The sequence below is a fragment of the Blastococcus sp. CT_GayMR20 genome (assembly GCF_004570345.1).
This window is the reverse complement of record NZ_SPQM01000023.1, coordinates 1-15,580: the sequence shown is the minus strand read 5'-3', so window position 1 is coordinate 15,580 and position 15,580 is coordinate 1. Positions and strand designations below refer to the sequence as shown.

12 protein-coding genes and 1 pseudogene are annotated in these 15,580 nt (G+C 73.1%); 5 read left to right on the top strand and 8 right to left on the bottom strand.

Annotated features, from left to right (window positions below; all coding sequences use genetic code 11):
- Positions 1-11: 11 nt before the first annotated feature.
- The gene (serA, locus tag E4P40_RS08175; protein WP_135158256.1) at positions 12-1,613 is read right to left on the bottom strand and encodes a phosphoglycerate dehydrogenase; all 1,602 of its coding nucleotides are present in this window, start codon (positions 1,611-1,613) and stop codon (positions 12-14) included.
- Positions 1,614-1,751: 138 nt separating this feature from the next.
- Between serA and E4P40_RS28505 the strand changes: the two genes are divergently transcribed.
- Entirely contained in the window at positions 1,752-2,498 is a 747-nt protein-coding gene (locus E4P40_RS28505) for a hypothetical protein (RefSeq protein WP_135158255.1), read from the top strand.
- A gap of 106 nt (positions 2,499-2,604) precedes the next feature.
- Positions 2,605-3,156 carry a hypothetical protein gene (locus tag E4P40_RS08165; protein WP_135158254.1) on the top strand — a complete coding sequence of 184 codons (552 nt, stop codon included), beginning with the start codon at positions 2,605-2,607 and terminating at the stop codon, positions 3,154-3,156.
- Positions 3,157-3,222: 66 nt separating this feature from the next.
- On the opposite strand, the gene ilvC is transcribed toward E4P40_RS08165, so the two are convergent.
- The 5 genes from ilvC to ilvD form a co-directional block, all read right to left on the bottom strand.
- The gene (ilvC, locus tag E4P40_RS08160; protein ID WP_167762153.1) at positions 3,223-4,296 is read right to left on the bottom strand and encodes a ketol-acid reductoisomerase; all 1,074 of its coding nucleotides are present in this window, start codon (positions 4,294-4,296) and stop codon (positions 3,223-3,225) included.
- Complete coding sequence (ilvN, locus tag E4P40_RS08155; protein WP_135158252.1) at positions 4,296-4,823, bottom strand: acetolactate synthase small subunit; 528 nt, start codon at positions 4,821-4,823, stop codon at positions 4,296-4,298. Before ilvN ends, ilvC begins: the two co-directional genes overlap by 1 nt.
- Positions 4,823-6,691 carry an acetolactate synthase large subunit gene (locus E4P40_RS08150; RefSeq protein WP_135158251.1) on the bottom strand — a complete coding sequence of 623 codons (1,869 nt, stop codon included), beginning with the start codon at positions 6,689-6,691 and terminating at the stop codon, positions 4,823-4,825. Before E4P40_RS08150 ends, ilvN begins: the two co-directional genes overlap by 1 nt.
- 316 nt (positions 6,692-7,007) lie before the next feature.
- Positions 7,008-9,710 (bottom strand): GGDEF domain-containing phosphodiesterase, encoded by a 2,703-nt coding sequence (locus tag E4P40_RS08145; RefSeq protein WP_135158250.1) that lies wholly within the window; start codon positions 9,708-9,710, stop codon positions 7,008-7,010.
- A gap of 39 nt (positions 9,711-9,749) precedes the next feature.
- Positions 9,750-11,459: a dihydroxy-acid dehydratase gene (gene ilvD / locus E4P40_RS08140; RefSeq protein WP_209305227.1), complete on the bottom strand. Its 1,710-nt coding sequence runs from the start codon at positions 11,457-11,459 to the stop codon at positions 9,750-9,752.
- Positions 11,460-11,541: 82 nt separating this feature from the next.
- Here ilvD and E4P40_RS08135 point away from each other — a divergent pair, with 82 nt between their 5' ends.
- Together E4P40_RS08135 and E4P40_RS08130 are read left to right on the top strand one after the other, a co-directional pair.
- On the top strand, positions 11,542-12,363 hold the full coding sequence (locus E4P40_RS08135; RefSeq protein WP_209305226.1) for a helix-turn-helix transcriptional regulator: 822 nt from the start codon (positions 11,542-11,544) through the stop codon (positions 12,361-12,363).
- A gap of 23 nt (positions 12,364-12,386) precedes the next feature.
- Positions 12,387-12,773 carry a PH domain-containing protein gene (locus E4P40_RS08130; RefSeq protein WP_245160207.1) on the top strand — a complete coding sequence of 129 codons (387 nt, stop codon included), beginning with the start codon at positions 12,387-12,389 and terminating at the stop codon, positions 12,771-12,773.
- On the opposite strand, the gene E4P40_RS08125 is transcribed toward E4P40_RS08130, so the two are convergent.
- A complete protein-coding gene (locus E4P40_RS08125) occupies positions 12,767-13,708 on the bottom strand; it encodes a 2-hydroxyacid dehydrogenase (protein WP_209305225.1) in 942 nt (313 codons plus the stop codon). The two genes, E4P40_RS08130 and E4P40_RS08125, sit on opposite strands and share 7 nt — an antisense overlap.
- A 50-nt stretch (positions 13,709-13,758) precedes the next feature.
- On the opposite strand from E4P40_RS08125, the gene E4P40_RS08120 reads away from it, so the two are divergent.
- The gene (locus E4P40_RS08120) at positions 13,759-14,907 is read left to right on the top strand and encodes a PQQ-dependent sugar dehydrogenase (RefSeq protein WP_135158249.1); all 1,149 of its coding nucleotides are present in this window, start codon (positions 13,759-13,761) and stop codon (positions 14,905-14,907) included.
- Here E4P40_RS08120 and E4P40_RS08115 read toward each other — a convergent pair.
- Positions 14,908-15,580 (bottom strand): annotated as a pseudogene (locus E4P40_RS08115) (Asp-tRNA(Asn)/Glu-tRNA(Gln) amidotransferase GatCAB subunit B); the annotation flags it as partial.

Sequence of the window (15,580 nt, the reverse complement as noted above, 5' to 3'; positions counted from 1 at the left end):
CCGACCCTAGGTCAGACGGGGGTGATGTCTGCGGACCGGGCCTCGCGGGCACCGATCCGGCCGGCGATGTCCTCGAGCAGCTCCGCGGGTACCGGGCTGTCGACGGTGACCGCCATCAGGGCCTCGCCGCCGCGCGTGGTGCGGCTGACCTGCGCCCCAGCGATGTTGATCGTGGCCTCGCCGAGCGCCGCGCCGACGGTGCCCACGACGCCGGGACGGTCGGTGTAGATGAAGAAGAGCAGGTAGCCCGACAGGTCGAGGTCGATGTCGAACCCGTTCACCTCGGTCAGCTTCGGCACCTGGTTCTTGCCGAACAGCGTGCCGGAGACGGTGACCTGCGTGCCGTCGGCCATCGCGCCGCGCACGGTGATCAGGTTGCGGTAATCGGGGCTCTCCACATCGCTGGACAGCGCGACCTCCAGGCCGCGCTGCTCGGCCAGGAGCGGCGCGTTCACGTAGGTCACCTGCTCCTCGACGACGTCGGAGAACACGCCCTTCAGGACGGCGAGCTGCACGACCGACACGTCGAACTCGGCGATCTTGCCGCGCACCTCGACGGTGACCGACTGGGCCAGGCCACCGGCGACCGCGGTGAAGACCCGGCCGAGCTTCTCGCCCAGGGGCAGGCCGGGCCGGACGTCCTCGGCGACCACGCCACCGGCCTGGACGTTGACCGCGTCGGGTACGAACTCGCCCTGCAGCGCCAGGCGCACCGACCGCGCCACGGCGGTGCCGGCCTTGTCCTGCGCCTCGGTGGTGGAGGCGCCGAGGTGCGGGGTGACCACGGTGTTGGGCAGCCCGAACAGCGGGCTGTCGGTGGTGGGCTCCTTGGCGTACACGTCGATGCCCGCGGCGCCGACCTGGCCCGACTTCAGCGCGTCCGCCAGCGCCTGCTCGTCGACCAGCCCACCCCGGGCGGCGTTGACGATGATCACGCCACGCTTCGTCGTGGCCAGCTCCGCGGCACCGATGAGGCCCACGGTCTCCGGCGTCTTGGGCAGGTGGATCGTGATGAAGTCCGCCTCGCGGAGCAGCTCCTCGAGCGGGACCAGCCGGACCCCGAGCTGGGCGGCGCGGCCGGGCTGGATGTAGGGGTCGTAGGCGATCAGGGTGACGCCGAACGCGGCCAGCCGCTGCGCGACGAGGATGCCGATGCGGCCCAGGCCGACGACGCCGACGGTCTTGTCGGTGACCTCGACGCCCATGAACTTCGACCGCTTCCACGCGCCCTCGCGCAGTGACGCGTCGGCGGCCGGGATCTGGCGGGCGGCCGCCAGCAGCAGCGCCACGGCGTGCTCGGCGGCGCTGACGATGTTCGAGGTGGGCGCGTTCACCACCATGACGCCGCGCTCGGTCGCGGCGGCGACGTCGACGTTGTCCAGCCCGATCCCGGCACGGGCGACCACCTTGAGGTTGGGCGCGGCCGACAGCGCCTCGGCGTCGATCTGCGTGGCGCTGCGGATCATCACCGCCGCCGCGTCGGCGAGCGCCGGCAGGAGCGCGGCCCGGTCGGCGCCGTCGACGTGCCGGATCTCGACGTCGCTCCCGAGCACCTCCAGCACGCTGGGGGCCAGCTCTTCGGCGATCAGGACGACGGGCGGGGACGTGGTCACAGGGCGACAGCCTAGGAGCGCCCACACAGTGGGACGACACCGCACCCGTCCGGGGGTCACGTCCTTGTGCGCGGTCGGCCGCACCGACATCCTGACCGCTGGAGACAGTCGGGACCACCGGCGCCGACGGAGGAGATCATGAGCCAGACCGACGACCAGGGTCGTTCCGAGCCCGACCCCTACGGCCAGAGCGGGGGAAGCTCCGCCTACGGACAGCAGCCCCAGTACGGCCAGCAGCCCCAGTACGGCCAGCCCCCGTCGGGTCAGCCGCAGTACGGGCAGGAGCAGTACGGGCAGCAGCAGTACGCCCAGCCCGCGCCCTACGGCGACCAGTACGGCCAGCAGCCCGCCTACGGGCAGCAGGCCGGCTACCCGCAGCAGTACGGGCAGGCCTACGGGCAGTACGGGACGTCCGCGGCGCCGGCCAAGCCGCCGCACGTCATCACCGCCGCCGTCCTCGGCTTCATCTTCGGCGCCTTCGGCGTCCTGGTCTCCCTCGCCGCCATCATCGGGGGGGCGGTGGCCTCCGGTGCCGGCGACAGCGTGGACGACGAGATCCCCGGCTTCGGTGCGATCGCCGGCGCGGTCGGCGGCGTGCTCATCGTCTTCGGCATCATCGCCCTGGCCTGGACGGTGGTCATGATCTGGGGCTCGGTGTGGGCGCTGTCCGGCCGCAGCCGGGTGATGCTCCTGGTCGGAGGCTCGATCGCCCTGGCCCTCACCCTGATCGGCTTCCTCGGCAGCCTCGGCGACGACACCACCAGCGGCGGCGGCATCGTGTTCAACCTGCTGCTGCTCCTGGCCGCCGTGGCGATCGTCGTCCTGCTGTCCATGAAGGCGTCCGCGCAGTTCTTCGCCGCGAAGCGCGCCCAGCGCGGCCGGTAACGGCTGTACCTCGATCGGGCCGTCGCACCTCCTGGATAGGTGTGACGGGCCTTACACTCCGCCACCGGTCCGCCAGCGTGGCGGAGGACGACTAGGAGGAAGCTGCATGTCCAGCCCCACCCCCGGTTCCGACCCGAACCTTCCCCAGGGGGGTGCTCCGCAGGGACAGCCCGGCTGGAGCGCTCCGCCTCCGCCGCCCGCCCAGGGGTACGGCGTCCAGAGCCCGCAGGGGTACGGCAGTGCGCCTGCCTACTCCGGCGGGCCGGCAGCTCCCGGCCAGCGCCCGGGCATGGTGACCGCCGCCGGCATCATCGGCATCGTCTGGGGTGGCCTCGGGCTGCTCTTCGGCCTGCTCGCCCTGAGCCTGGCGTTCGCCTTCGGTGCGGTCTACGGCCTGCTGCTGCTGCTGTCCATCGCCGTCTCGGCGGCGCTCCTCTGGGCCGGCATCCAGGTGATCCAGGACAAGTCGCCGCGGTTGCTGCTCCTGATCAGCTACGTCGCCATCGGCGTCAACCTGCTCACCACGATCTGGGCGGTCATCGAGGGCGCCTCGATCCTGAGCGGCCTGCTGGGCTTCGTCCTGCCCGGCATCGTGGTGTTCCTGCTGCTCAACCCGCAGTCCAAGCAGTTCTACGCCTCGCGGGGCATCACGTACTGAGCACACCCCGCCGCACGAGAGAGCCCCCGCCACCGGATCGGTCGCGGGGGCTCTCTTCGTCGCCGATCAGCTCCGGGCAGCGGTGCCCGTGTAGTCGTCGGACGCAGAGACCCAGCTCATGAGGCCGCGCAGCTTGCGCCCGGTCTCCTCGATCGGGTGCGCCTCGGCCTCGGCGCGACGGCGCTTGAAGTCGGGCGCACCGGCGTCCTGGTCGGCGATGAACTCCGCCGCCCACGAGCCGTCCTTGATCCGGGCGAGGACGTCGCCCATCGCGGCCTTCACGCGGGCGTCGATGATCTTCGGACCCGACGTGTAGTCGCCGTACTCGGCGGTGTCGGACACCGACCAGCGCTGCTTGGCGATGCCGCCCTCATACATGAGGTCGACGATGAGCTTGAGCTCGTGCAGGCACTCGAAGTAGGCGACCTCGGGCTGGTAGCCGGCCTCGGTCAGGGTCTCGAACCCCGCGGTGATGAGCGCGCTGGCGCCGCCGCAGAGCACGGCCTGCTCGCCGAAGAGGTCGGTCTCGGTCTCCTCGGCGAAGGTGGTCTTGATGACGCCGGCGCGGCTGCCGCCGATGGCCTTGGCGTAGGACAGCGCGAGCTGCAGCGCCGAGCCGGTGGCGTCCTGCTCGACGGCCACGAGGCAGGGCACGCCCTTGCCGTTCTCGAACTCGCGGCGGACGAGGTGGCCGGGGCCCTTGGGCGCGACCATCGCGACGTCGACGCCGGCCGGCGGCTTGATGTAGCCGAAGCGGATGTTGAAGCCGTGGCCGAAGAACAGCGCGTCGCCGTCCTGCAGGTTGGGCTCGACGGAGTCCGCGTACAGAGTCCGCTGCACGTGGTCCGGCGCCAGGATCATGATCAGGTCGGCCTCGGCGGCCGCCTCGGCCGGCGTGACGACCCGCAGGCCCTCGGCCTCGGCCTTGGGGCGGCTCTTGCTGCCCTCGGGCAGGCCGACGCGGACGTCGACCCCGGAGTCGCGCAGCGAGAGCGCGTGCGCGTGCCCCTGGCTGCCGTAGCCCAGGACGGCGACGGTGCGCCCCTGGATGATGGAGAGGTCGGCGTCGTCGTCGTAGAAGATCTCGGCGGCCATGCGGTGGTACGTCCCTTCGTCTGTTTCTCGGTAGGTCTCTGGGATCAGGCGGTGCGCTCGACGGGCCGCAACGTACCGGCGCCGCTCATCGACCGCGGACCGCGGCCCAGCGCGACGGTGCCCGACTGCGCCATCTCCTTGATGCCCAGCGGGGCGAGGACGGCGAGCAGCGCCTGCAGCTTCTCCGGCGTGCCGGTCGCCTCGAGGGTGACGGTGTCGGGGTTGACGTCGACCACCCGGGCCCGGAAGAGCTCGGCCGTCTGCAGCACCTGGGTGCGCTCGGCCATCGGCGCACGCACCTTGACCAGGAGGAGCTCGCGCTGCACCGCGGCGCCGCCGTCCAGCTCGACGATCTTGATGACCTCGATCAGCTTGTTGAGCTGCTTGGTGATCTGCTCCAGCGGCGCCGACTCGGCGTCCGCCACGATCGTCATGCGGGAGAGGTCCGGGTTCTCCGTCGGCCCGACGGCGAGGGACTCGATGTTGAACCCGCGCCGGCTGAACAGGGCCGAGACGCGGGCCAGCACGCCGGACTTGTTCTCGACCAGCACCGACAGCGTGTGGCGTGTCATCAGACCTGTCCCTCTCCGAACACGGGCCGCACGTCGCGCGCGGCCAGGATGTCGTCGTTGCTCGCGCCCGCGGCGACCATCGGCCACACCTGGGCGTCGTGGCCGACCACGAAGTCGATGACCACCGGGGCGTCGTCGATCGCCATGGCCTTCTCGATCACCGCGTCGACGTCGTCCTTGGTCTCGCAGCGCAGGCCCACGCAGCCCAGTGCCTCCGCCAGCGTGACGAAGTCGGGGATGCGCACCGCCTTCGGCTTGCCGTCGGCGTCCTGGGCGTGCAGTCGGGTGTTGGAGTAGCGGCCCTCGTAGAACAGGGTCTGCCACTGCCGCACCATGCCCAGGTTGCCGTTGTTGATGACGGCCACCTTGATCGGGATGCCCTCGATGGCGCAGGTGGCCAGCTCCTGGTTGGTCATCTGGAAGCAGCCGTCGCCGTCGATCGCCCAGACCGTCGCCTCCGGCCGGCCGTACTTCGCGCCCATGGCGGCCGGGACGGCGTACCCCATGGTCCCGAGCCCGCCGCTGTTGAGCCAGGTGTTGGGCTTCTCGTACCTGACGAACTGCGCGGCCCACATCTGGTGCTGCCCGACGCCTGCCGTGTAGATCGCGTCGGGGCCGGCGATGGCCCCGAGCCGCTCGATGACGTACTGCGGCGAGAGCGTGCCGTCCTCGGGCCAGTCGTAGCCCATCGGGTAGCGCTGCTGCCAGTCGTCGAGTTGCGCCCACCAGGCGGAGAGGTCGGCGGCACCGACGGTCTCCCGCTCGCCGCGCAGCGCCTCGACCAGCTGGACGATCGTCTCCTTCGCGTCCCCGACGATCGGCACGTCGGCCTTGCGGTTCTTGCCGATCTCGGCCGGGTCGATGTCGGCGTGCACCACCTGCGCGTGCGGCGCGAAGGTCGACAGTTGACCCGTCACGCGGTCGTCGAAGCGGGCGCCGAGGGCGACCAGGACGTCGGCCTTCTGCAGCGCGGTCACCGCGGTGACGTTGCCGTGCATGCCGGGCATGCCCAGGTTCTGCGGGTGGCTGTCCGGGAAGGCACCGCGGGCCATCAGGGTGGTGACGACGGGAGCCCCGGTCAGCTCGGCGAGCTCGGCGAGCTGCTCGGTGGCACCGGCCTTGAGCACGCCGCCACCGACGTAAAGGACGGGCCGGGACGCAGCGGCGATGAGCGACGCCGCCTCGCGGACCTGCTTGCCGTGCGGACGCGTCGTCGGCTTGTAGCCGGGCAAGTCCATGCGCGGCGGCCAGGCGAAGTCGGTGGTCGCCTGCAGGACGTCCTTGGGGATGTCGACCAGGACCGGTCCGGGCCGGCCGGTCGCCGCCAGGTGGAAGGCCTCGGCGATCCGCTGCGGGATCTCGGCGGCGTCGGTCACCAGGAAGTTGTGCTTCGTGACCGGCATCGTGATCCCGCGGATGTCGGCCTCCTGGAACGCGTCGGTGCCGATGGCGTGGCTGGGCACCTGACCGGTGATGGCGACGATCGGCACCGAGTCCATGTGCGCGTCGGCCAGCGGCGTGACCAGGTTGGTGGCCCCGGGGCCGGATGTGGCCATGCAGACGCCCACCTTGCCGGTCGCCTGCGCGTAGCCGGTGGCCGCGTGGCCGGCGCCCTGCTCGTGGCGGACGAGGACGTGCCGCACCTTGGAGTCGAACAGCGGGTCGTAGGCCGGGAGGATCGCGCCGCCCGGGATCCCGAAGATGACCTCGACGCCCACGGCCTCCAGCGACCGGACGAGGCTCTGCGCGCCGGTGATGCCGGTGGCCGGCTCGGCGGCGGCCTCGGCGACGGTGCGGGCAGCGGTCTCGACACCGGCCAGCGACGCGGCGGCTTCCCGGGTGGCTTGCTCGCTCGGGGTGGTGGTCATCTCGGCGTTCTCCTGGCCTTGCTGGGCTGACGGGTGTTCGGGCAACAAAAAACCCCTCGTGCCACAGGCACGGAGGGGTCAGCGCGTCGGTCGCAGACCGACGCGCTAGGCGACTACGAGGCTGCGCGGGCAGCCAGGAACGAGCAGGCAGGCGCGTGGCACCTGCACACTGTGCGCCTCGGTCGGTCGAGCCGTCAACCGGCCCGTCCCACCAGATGGACACCGGTGTCCATTTCCGGCCGACCCACGTCGAGGACGGCGAGGATCGAAGGCGGCGACGCGGGCGCGGGGCCAGGGTGCGGGCGCCGGTCCCCGGTCACACGCGGCTCACGAAGCCGGGCAACAGCGACCCCGCCCCGTCGGCGAGCATCGCGGTCAGCCGGCCCAGCGGCACCGGGCGCGAGATGAGGAAGCCCTGGGCGAAGTCGCAGCCGAAGCCGGCCAGTGCGGCGAGCTGGGCGGGGGTCTCCACCCCTTCGGCGACGACGTCGATGCTGAGCGCCTTGGCGATGCCGATGACCGACTCGCAGAGGGCCCGGCTCTGGGGGTCGCGGTCGATGCGGGCGATCATCGTCCGGTCGAGCCGGACGATGTCGATGGGCAGCTGGGTGAGGTGCGCCAGCGTCGAGTTGCCGCTGCCGAAGCCGTCCAGGGCCACGTGCACGCCCATCAGCCGCAGCGACGTGATGTCCATGCCGGTGCGGTCGTCAGCGGCCATGACCGTGGAGGCGGAGACCTGCAGCACGAGCCGCTCGGGGGCGAGCCCGGACCGGTTCAGCGCGTGCTCGACATCGGCGACGAGGGTGCCGGTGGCGGCATGCCGCGCGGGCACCTTGAACCCGATGCGCAACGGCTGCTCGCCGCCGGGCAGCCCGGCGGCGACGGAGGTCGCCTCCTCGAGGGCCCAGCGCACCACCTCGCCGATGAGACCGGTGCGCTCGGCGAGGGAGAGGAACTCGGCCGGCGGGATCTCGCCGAGCTCGGGGTGCCGCCAGTGCAGTTGCGCCTCCAGACCGGTGATGCGCTCCTCGGCGATGGAGACGATCGGCTGCACCAGGAGGAAGAGCTCGTCGCGTGCGCAGGCGCCCTGGAGGTCGGCGCGCAGCCGCTCCTGCCGGGCGGCCGCCTCACCGAGTGACGGGCAGTAGCGGGCGGCCGAACCCGCACCGTTGGTGTGGGATGCGCGCACGGCCAGGTCGGCGTGTGCGAGCAGTTCGTCGACTCCGAGTCCCGCCTCGAGGGGCGCGACACCCACGCCGGCGGTCAGCTCGAGCAGGCCCGCCGGAGTGACGAACGGCTGCTCGACGACGGACAGGCAGCGCGCGGCCAGCCGGTCGGCGTCGCCGTCCCCGCCGTGGGCGAGGACGGCGAAGGCGCCACCGCCCATCCGGGCGACGGTGTCCTCGCCGCGCACGGTGGAGCGCAGGCGACGGCCGATCTCGGCCATCACCGCGGTCACGGTCTCGCGGCCGGCGCTCTCCCGCGCCTCGGCGAGGCCGTCGAGCGCGATCATCAGCAGGGACGACGGCCCGCGGTCGGCGTCGGCCAGTTCGGCCTGCAGGGTCTGCAGGATGCCGGCACGGTTGGGCAGCCCGGTCATCGGATCGGTGTAGGCCACGCTCTGCAGCGCCTGCTCGCGGGCGTGCCGCTCGGTCATGTCCCGGCAGTGCAGGACGACGGCGCCGACGTCCGGGTCGTCCCGCAGGTCCGAGACACCGGCCTCGAGGTAGCGCCACACCCCCTCGTCGTCCTGGAGCCGCAGCAGCAGCAGGTGGTGCGCGTCCTCCGGCATCGCCTCGCAGGGCGACGCCGGCAGGGCACCGGTCAGCGCGGCGACGTCCTCGGGGTGGACGGCGTCGAGCAGGCGGCGGCCGAGCAGCCGGGCCGCGGCCGGGCCGAGGGCCCGGTCGAGCGCCGGCGACGCCCAGGTGATCTGCAGCTTGTCGTCGAGGATGACGACCGCGTCGCCGCTCGAGCGCACCAGGGAGCGGAAGTAGGCCTCGCTGCGGCGCAGGCGCCCGGCCATGCGCCGCGCGTCGCGACTGGTGACCCAGCGGTGCACCGCCGTGAGGACGACGCACACGACGGCACCGACGAAGTTGACCGCCGTCGGCACGTGGCCCGCCATGGGCACGGCGCCGAGGACGACGATCGCGATGGCCATCGCCACGTGCGGCAGGAGCTGTCCCAGCTCGGTGGTGCGGCCCTTGGCAGCCGGAACGCCGCCGTCCGGGTCGAATCCGGGGTCGATCAGCACGGCCGCCGCGAGGAGGCCCAGGCCGCCGGCGACGAGGAACCGGCTGAGGTCCACGCCGACCATCCAGTCGCCGAGGAGGGCCCGCGTGGCCAGTCCGCGGCCGGAGGTGAGCAGGACGGCGCCGGCCAGCAGGACGAGCGCCATCCGCTGACGGCGCCCTTCGATCACGCCGAGCACGGTGAGGGCGGCGGCCATGGTGGCCGAGGTGGATACCACGGCGGCGGCGAGGACCAGTTGCTCGGCGACGGCCAGGTGAGACCAGCTGCCGGCGGGACCCACGACCAGGAGCTGGACCACGACTACGGACGCCGCGGAGAACAGGGCCAGCTCCACCACGAGGCGGAGCCCGCCGTTGCGCAGTCGCTTCCGGTCGACGAGCGAGAGGATGGCCACGATGGCGATGAGGTAGCCGGGCACGGTGGGCACCCAGCGCAGGACGACCAACTGCAGTGGGTCGGCGGGGTCGACGACGCTGGACAGCAGCGTGCCGAGGACCGGGAGCAGCGGGGCCGCCGCGAGCAGGCGCCAGCTGCGCCGCTGCGGCCGCCGGCCACCGACCACCCAGAGGACGGCCGAGGCGGTGAGACCGGCGGCCACGACGCCCAGGTCGCCGACCAGGCTCAGGGCGGGGTCGCCCACGGCCACCGCGCAGGCGACGAGCACCGGCACGACCGCTGCGAGCAGCCACCATCGACGGAAGTCCACACCCGCTACCTCGGCATGCTCACCGAGGGTGACAAGCCGGGCGGGGGGTCGGGTCACCCGTTCGAGGGGTGTCCCCGAATCGCGTGTTCCGGCGGCTCAGCCGCAGATGGCGCCCTGCGCCGCCGAGCCCACGAGCTTGGCGTACTTGCCGAGCACACCCGTGGTGTAGCGCGGCGGGAGCGGGGTCCACCCCTCCTTGCGCGCGGCCAGCTCGGCCTCGCCGACGACGAGGTCGAGGGTGCGGGCGGCGAGGTCGAGGCGGATGCGGTCCCCGTCGCGGACGAAGGCGATGGGTCCGCCGTCGGTCGCCTCCGGGGCCACGTGCCCGATGCAGAGCCCCGTCGTCCCGCCCGAGAAGCGGCCGTCGGTGAGGAGGAGGACGTCCTTGCCGAGCCCGGCTCCCTTGATCGCGCCGGTCACGGCCAGCATCTCGCGCATGCCCGGGCCCCCGCGGGGTCCCTCGTACCGGATGACCACCACGTCCCCCGGCTTGAGCGTGCCCTCGGTGACGGCGTCCATGGCGCCCTGCTCGCCGTCGAAGACACGCGCGGTGCCCTCGAAGGTGGCCGCGTCGAAGCCGGCGGACTTGACGACCGCGCCCTCGGGGGCGAGCGACCCGCGGAGGATGGAGAGGCCCCCGGTCCTGTGGATCGGGTCGTTCATCGCGTGGATGATCGCGCCGTCGGGGTCCGGCGGGGCGATCTCGGCGAGGTTCTCCGCCATGGTCTTGCCGGTCACGGTGAGCGCGTCGCCGTGCAGCAGGCCCGCGTCCAGCAGCGCGCGCATGACGACGGGGACGCCGCCGATGCGGTCGATGTCGGTCATGACGAAGCGGCCGAACGGCTTGACGTCGGCCAGGTGCGGCGTGCGGTCGCCGATCCGGTTGAAGTCCTCCAGCGTCAGGTCCACCTGCGCCTCGTGCGCGATCGCCAGCAGGTGGAGGACGGCGTTGGTCGAGCCGCCGAGCGCCATGACGACGGTGATCGCGTTCTCGAACGCCTTCCTCGTCATGATCTGCCGCGCGGTGATGCCCTTGCGCAGCATCTGCACGACCGCCTCCCCGGAGGCGACGGCGAACGCGTCGCGGCGCCGGTCCGGGGCCGGCGGGGCCGCGCTGCCCGGCAGGCTCATGCCGAGGGCCTCGGCCGCGCTGGCCATGGTGTTGGCGGTGTACATGCCGCCGCAGGCGCCCTCGCCGGGACAGGTGGCCTTCTCGATGGCGGTCAGCTCCTCGCGGGTGATCTTGCCCGCGGCACAGGCGCCGACGCCCTCGAAGACGTCGATGATCGTCAGGTCGCGGTCGCCGAGCTTGCCCGGCAGCGTCGAGCCGGCGTAGAGGAAGACGGCCGCGAGGTCGAGGCGGGCCGCGGCCATGAGCATCCCGGGCAGCGACTTGTCGCAGCCGGCCAGCAGCACCGAGCCGTCGAGGCGCTCGGCGAACATCACCGTCTCGACGGAGTCGGCGATGACCTCGCGTGAGACCAGCGAGGCGCGCATGCCCTCGTGCCCCATGGAGATGCCGTCGCTCACGGAGATGGTGCCGAACTCCAGCGGGAACCCGCCCGCGACGCGGACGCCCTCCTTCGCCCGCTTGGCCAGCCGGTCCAGGGAGAGGTTGCAGGGGGTGATCTCGTTCCACGACGACGCCACGCCGATCTGCGGCTTGGCGAAGTCCTCGTCCTCCATGCCGACGGCGCGCAGCATGGCGCGAGCCGGCGCCCTGGCGTCGCCGTCGGTCACCTCGAAGCTGCGCGGCTTCAGATCGGCGGTCTCGCTGCCGGCGGGGCGGTCCTCCACGGTGGTCACGGTCGCCGATCGTAGGCCGGTGACCGAGCCGCTCACTGGCTGCCTCGATACTGGTACCGACACCACCATCGAAGGGGGTCGCGTGACCGTCGCCACCCGCCGCGAGCTGGCGGAGTTCCTCCGCTCGCGGCGCCGTCAGCTGGACCCGCGCGCCGTCGGCCTGCCCGCGGGCGGCAACCGGCGCACCCCCGGGTTGCGCCGGGAGGAGGTCGCCCTCCTCGCGGGCGTGAGCCACACCTGGTTCACGTGGCTGGAGCAGGCCCGGGACATCCGGCCGTCGCGGCAGGTCATCGACGCCCTGGCCCGGACGCTGCTGCTCACACCGGCCGAGCACGAGTACGTGCTGCACCTGTCCGGACACGGCGGCCGGCCACCGGGCGAGGACGCCGACGCGATGCCGGTGCACGTGCAACGGCTGCTGGACGCCCTCGGCACCTCCCCCGCCTACGCGATCACGGCGAACTGGGCCATCGTGGGCTGGAACCGGGCCTACGAGCGCTTCTACCCCGGGGTGGCCCGGGTGCCGGCGTCCGACCGGAACCTGCTGTGGCTCGTGTTCACCGACCCAGCCGTCCGCGAACTCCTGGGCGACTGGACGACCGACAGCCGGCGGTTCCTCACCCAATTCCGGGCGGAGGTCGGCCCACGGCTGGCAGATCGCGACGTCGCGGACCTGGTCGACCGGCTGCGGGCGGCCAGCCCGCACTTCCGCGAGGGCTGGGCCAGCCACGACGTGGACCGGTTCAGCTCCGGCGAGCGCCGCTTCGAGCACCCGGTGGTGGGCACCCTCCTGCTGGAGCACCACCAGCTCACCCCCGCCGATGCCCCGGGCCTGCACCTGGTCGTCTACACGGCCGCCGACGGCAGCGAGACAGCCGCCCGCCTGTCCCGCCTCGCCGCCTGACCCGTCTGGGAGGATCGGCCGTCGTGAGCACCACCGCCCGGCTGCGCATGAACCGGACCGCGCTGGTCCCGGTCGCCTTCCTGGCGCTGTGCGCCGTCCCGCTCGCCACCGCGAGCGCGTGGACGCTGGTCGTCTTCCTCCTCCCGCTGGCGGTCGCGCTCTGGGTGCTGCGCAGCGGCGTCGACGTCGGCGACGACGGGCTCACGGTGCACTCGCTCGTCGGCAGCCGGACCGTGCGGTGGCCGGAGCTCGCCGGCATCCGGGTGGCCGACCGGGGCGCCCTCTGGCTGGTGACCACCGGTGGCACCGAGGTGCGCGTGCCGGTCATCCGCGCCCGCGACCTGCCGCGCCTGGCGGAGCTCTCCGGCGGCCGGATCGAGGTGCCGGCTCCCCCCTCGGCCGGTCAGTAGCGGTCGACCACGTCGGCCGGCGGCTCGCCGGCCAGGAGTCGGGTCACCTGCGCGACGACTGCCGCCGCCGCGCGCGCGTTGGTCTCGGGGACCGCGCCCCCGACGTGCGGTGTCAGCAGGAGTCCGGGCGCCGACCAGAGTGGATGCCCCGCCGGCAGCGGCTCGGGGTCGGTGACGTCCAGCGCGGCCCGGAGCCGGCCGCTGGAGAGCTCTGCCAGCAGCGCCCCGGTGTCGACGACGACGCCCCGCGCGGCGTTGACCAGCAGAGCGCCGTCCTTCATCGCGGCCAGGAAGCCGGCGTCGACCATCCCGGTCGTCTCCGGCGTGACGGGGACGATGACGATCACGACGTCGGCCTGCGGCAGGAGCTCCGGCAGCTCCGCGGTGGAGTGCACCCCCTCGCGCGCGGACCGCCCGACGTAGGTGAGCTCGACGTCGAAGCCCGCCATCATCCGGCCGATGGCCTGCGCGATGTCGCCGGCCCCGACCAGCAGCACCCGCGCTCCGACGAGCGAGGAGTGGGTGCCGAACGTCCACCGCCCGGCCTCCTGCTCCCGGACGAAGAAGGGAATCCCGCGCAGCACGGCGAGGGTGGCGGTCACGGCCCACTCGGCGGTCGAGGGCGTGTGCGCTCCCCGCGCGTTGCACAGGAGCACCCCGTCGGGCAGCCGGTCGACGAACAGCTCGGCTCCGGCACTGAGCAGCTGGACCAGCTTCAACCGGGGCAGCGCCTCCAGGAAGTCGCCGTCCGGCACTCCACCGGCGCGCGGGACCCACATCTGCGCCAGGGCCGCCTCCCCCTCCGGCGGGCCGTCGCCGGCGTCGATCCGGTGGGCGCGCACGCGCGGCGAGACCGCCTCGATCGCGCTGCCGATGGCCCGCGAGGGCACCAGCACGTGGAGGGTCTCGTCCGGCGGGAGGATCGGGGAAGGCACGAGCAGCGACTCTAGGCGGGTCCCCAGGAAGCGCACGTACTGTGAAGCAGGTGAGGCGGCGGACCGGCGGACGGGCTTCCTGGCCCGTCGTCCTCCTGCTCGCCGGCACCGTGCTGACCGGCTGCGGGAGCGACGGCTACGAGCCGTCCGGCCCGTTCCGGCCGAAGCCGGAGGGAGCACCGCCCGAGGTCGGGCCCCCGTCCTCGCAGGCGCCCGTCCCCGGGCAGCCCGCGCAGCCCGGTTCCGGTGACACCGACGGCGACCCCAACGTCGTCGCCTCCGGGCTGACCGTGCCCACCGGCCTGACGCTGATGCCCGACGGTTCGGCGCTCGTCGGCGAGCGGGACACCGGCCGGATCATCCAGGTCTTCCCCGACCGCTCCCCCGCCCGGGAGCTGATGACGGTGCCCGGCATCGACACCTCCGGGGACGGCGGGCTGCTGGGGCTGGCCCTGTCGCCGACGTTCCTCGAGGACGGCCTCGTCTACGCGTACATGACCACGCCGACCGACAACCGCGTCGTCCGCTTCCCGATCGGCGGCACGCCCAACGACGTCTTCACCGGCATCCCGCGCGGGGACGTGCACAACGGCGGCGCCCTGGTCTTCGGCCTCGACGGCCACCTGCTCGTCGGCACCGGCGACGCCGGGAACCCCGCCCTCGCGACGGACCCCACGTCGACCGGGGGCAAGGTCCTGCGCATGGACGTCTTCGGCCGACCCGTCAACGGGGACATCGTCTTCAGCCGGGGGCACCGCGACGTCACCGCCATCTGTGCGACCGGTGAGACCGCCGTCTACGCGACCGACGCGGCCACCGACGCCGCCACGACGGGCCCGGACCAGATCGATGCGCTGACGCTCGGCGCCAACTACGCGCTGGCCCCGCCGCTGGCCGAGGTGCCCGCCGAGGAGGGCGGCCTGGGCGGGTGCGCGGCCGCGCCGGGAGCGATCTTCCTCGGCGCGCTGGACGGCGAGCGGATCACCGCGCTCACCCTCGACGACGCCGGGGCCGTCGTCGGCGACCCCGAGGAGTTCCTCGGCGGTCAGTACGGGCGGCTGCGCACCGTCGTCCTGGACACCGAGGGCGCGCTGTGGATCACGACGTCGAACAAGGACGGCGTCGGCACGCCCGCCGAGGACGACGACAAGGTGCTGCGCATCCTCCCCCCGTCCTCGGCAGGCAACTCGCCGTTGTGATCAGCTGAGCCGCTCTTCGAGCATCCGCTTGACGGTGGCGGCGTCGGCCTTGCCGCGGGTGGTCTTCATGACCGCGCCGACCAGTGCACCGATCGCCTGGACCTTGCCGCCGCGCACCTTCTCGGCGACGTCCGGGTTCGCCTCGATCGCGGCGTCGACGGCCGCCACGAGCTCGTCGGACTCCCCCATGACGGCCAGGCCGCGGCTCTCCACGACCTCTGCCGGACCGCCCTCGCCCGCGAGCACGCCGTCCAGGGCCTGCCGCGCCAGCTGGTCGTTGATGGTGCCGGCCGAGACGAGGCCGACGAGCTCCGCGACCTGCTGCGGCGTCACGGCGAGTCCCCCCAGCTCGACACCGGCGTCGTTCGCGCGGCGGGCCAGCTCGCCCAGCCACCACTTGCGGGCGTCGGCGGGCGAGGCACCGGCGGCCACGGTGTCGCTGACCAGCTCGACGGCGCCGGCGTTGACGAGCCAGGCCATCTCGGTGGGTGCGATGCCCCACTCGTCCGACAGCCGGGTGCGGCGCGCGGCCGGCAGCTCGGGGAGCGTGGCCAGCAGCTTCGCGACCCACTCCTCGTCGGGTGCGACGGGCACGAGGTCGGGCTCGGGGAAGTACCGGTAGTCGGTCGCCTCCTCCTTGCTGCGGCCCGGCGAGGTCGTGCCGGTGTCCTCG

What these genes read in the sequence shown, in the direction of transcription:
- E4P40_RS28505 (WP_135158255.1), top strand. Translation starts at nt 1,752, where the DNA reads ATGAGCCAGACCGACGACCAGGGTCGTTCCGAGCCCGACCCCTACGGC.
- E4P40_RS08165 (WP_135158254.1), top strand. Translation starts at nt 2,605, where the DNA reads ATGTCCAGCCCCACCCCCGGTTCCGACCCGAACCTTCCCCAGGGGGGT.
- ilvN (WP_135158252.1), bottom strand. Translation starts at nt 4,823, where the DNA reads ATGACACGCCACACGCTGTCGGTGCTGGTCGAGAACAAGTCCGGCGTG.
- E4P40_RS08150 (WP_135158251.1), bottom strand. Translation starts at nt 6,691, where the DNA reads ATGACCACCACCCCGAGCGAGCAAGCCACCCGGGAAGCCGCCGCGTCG.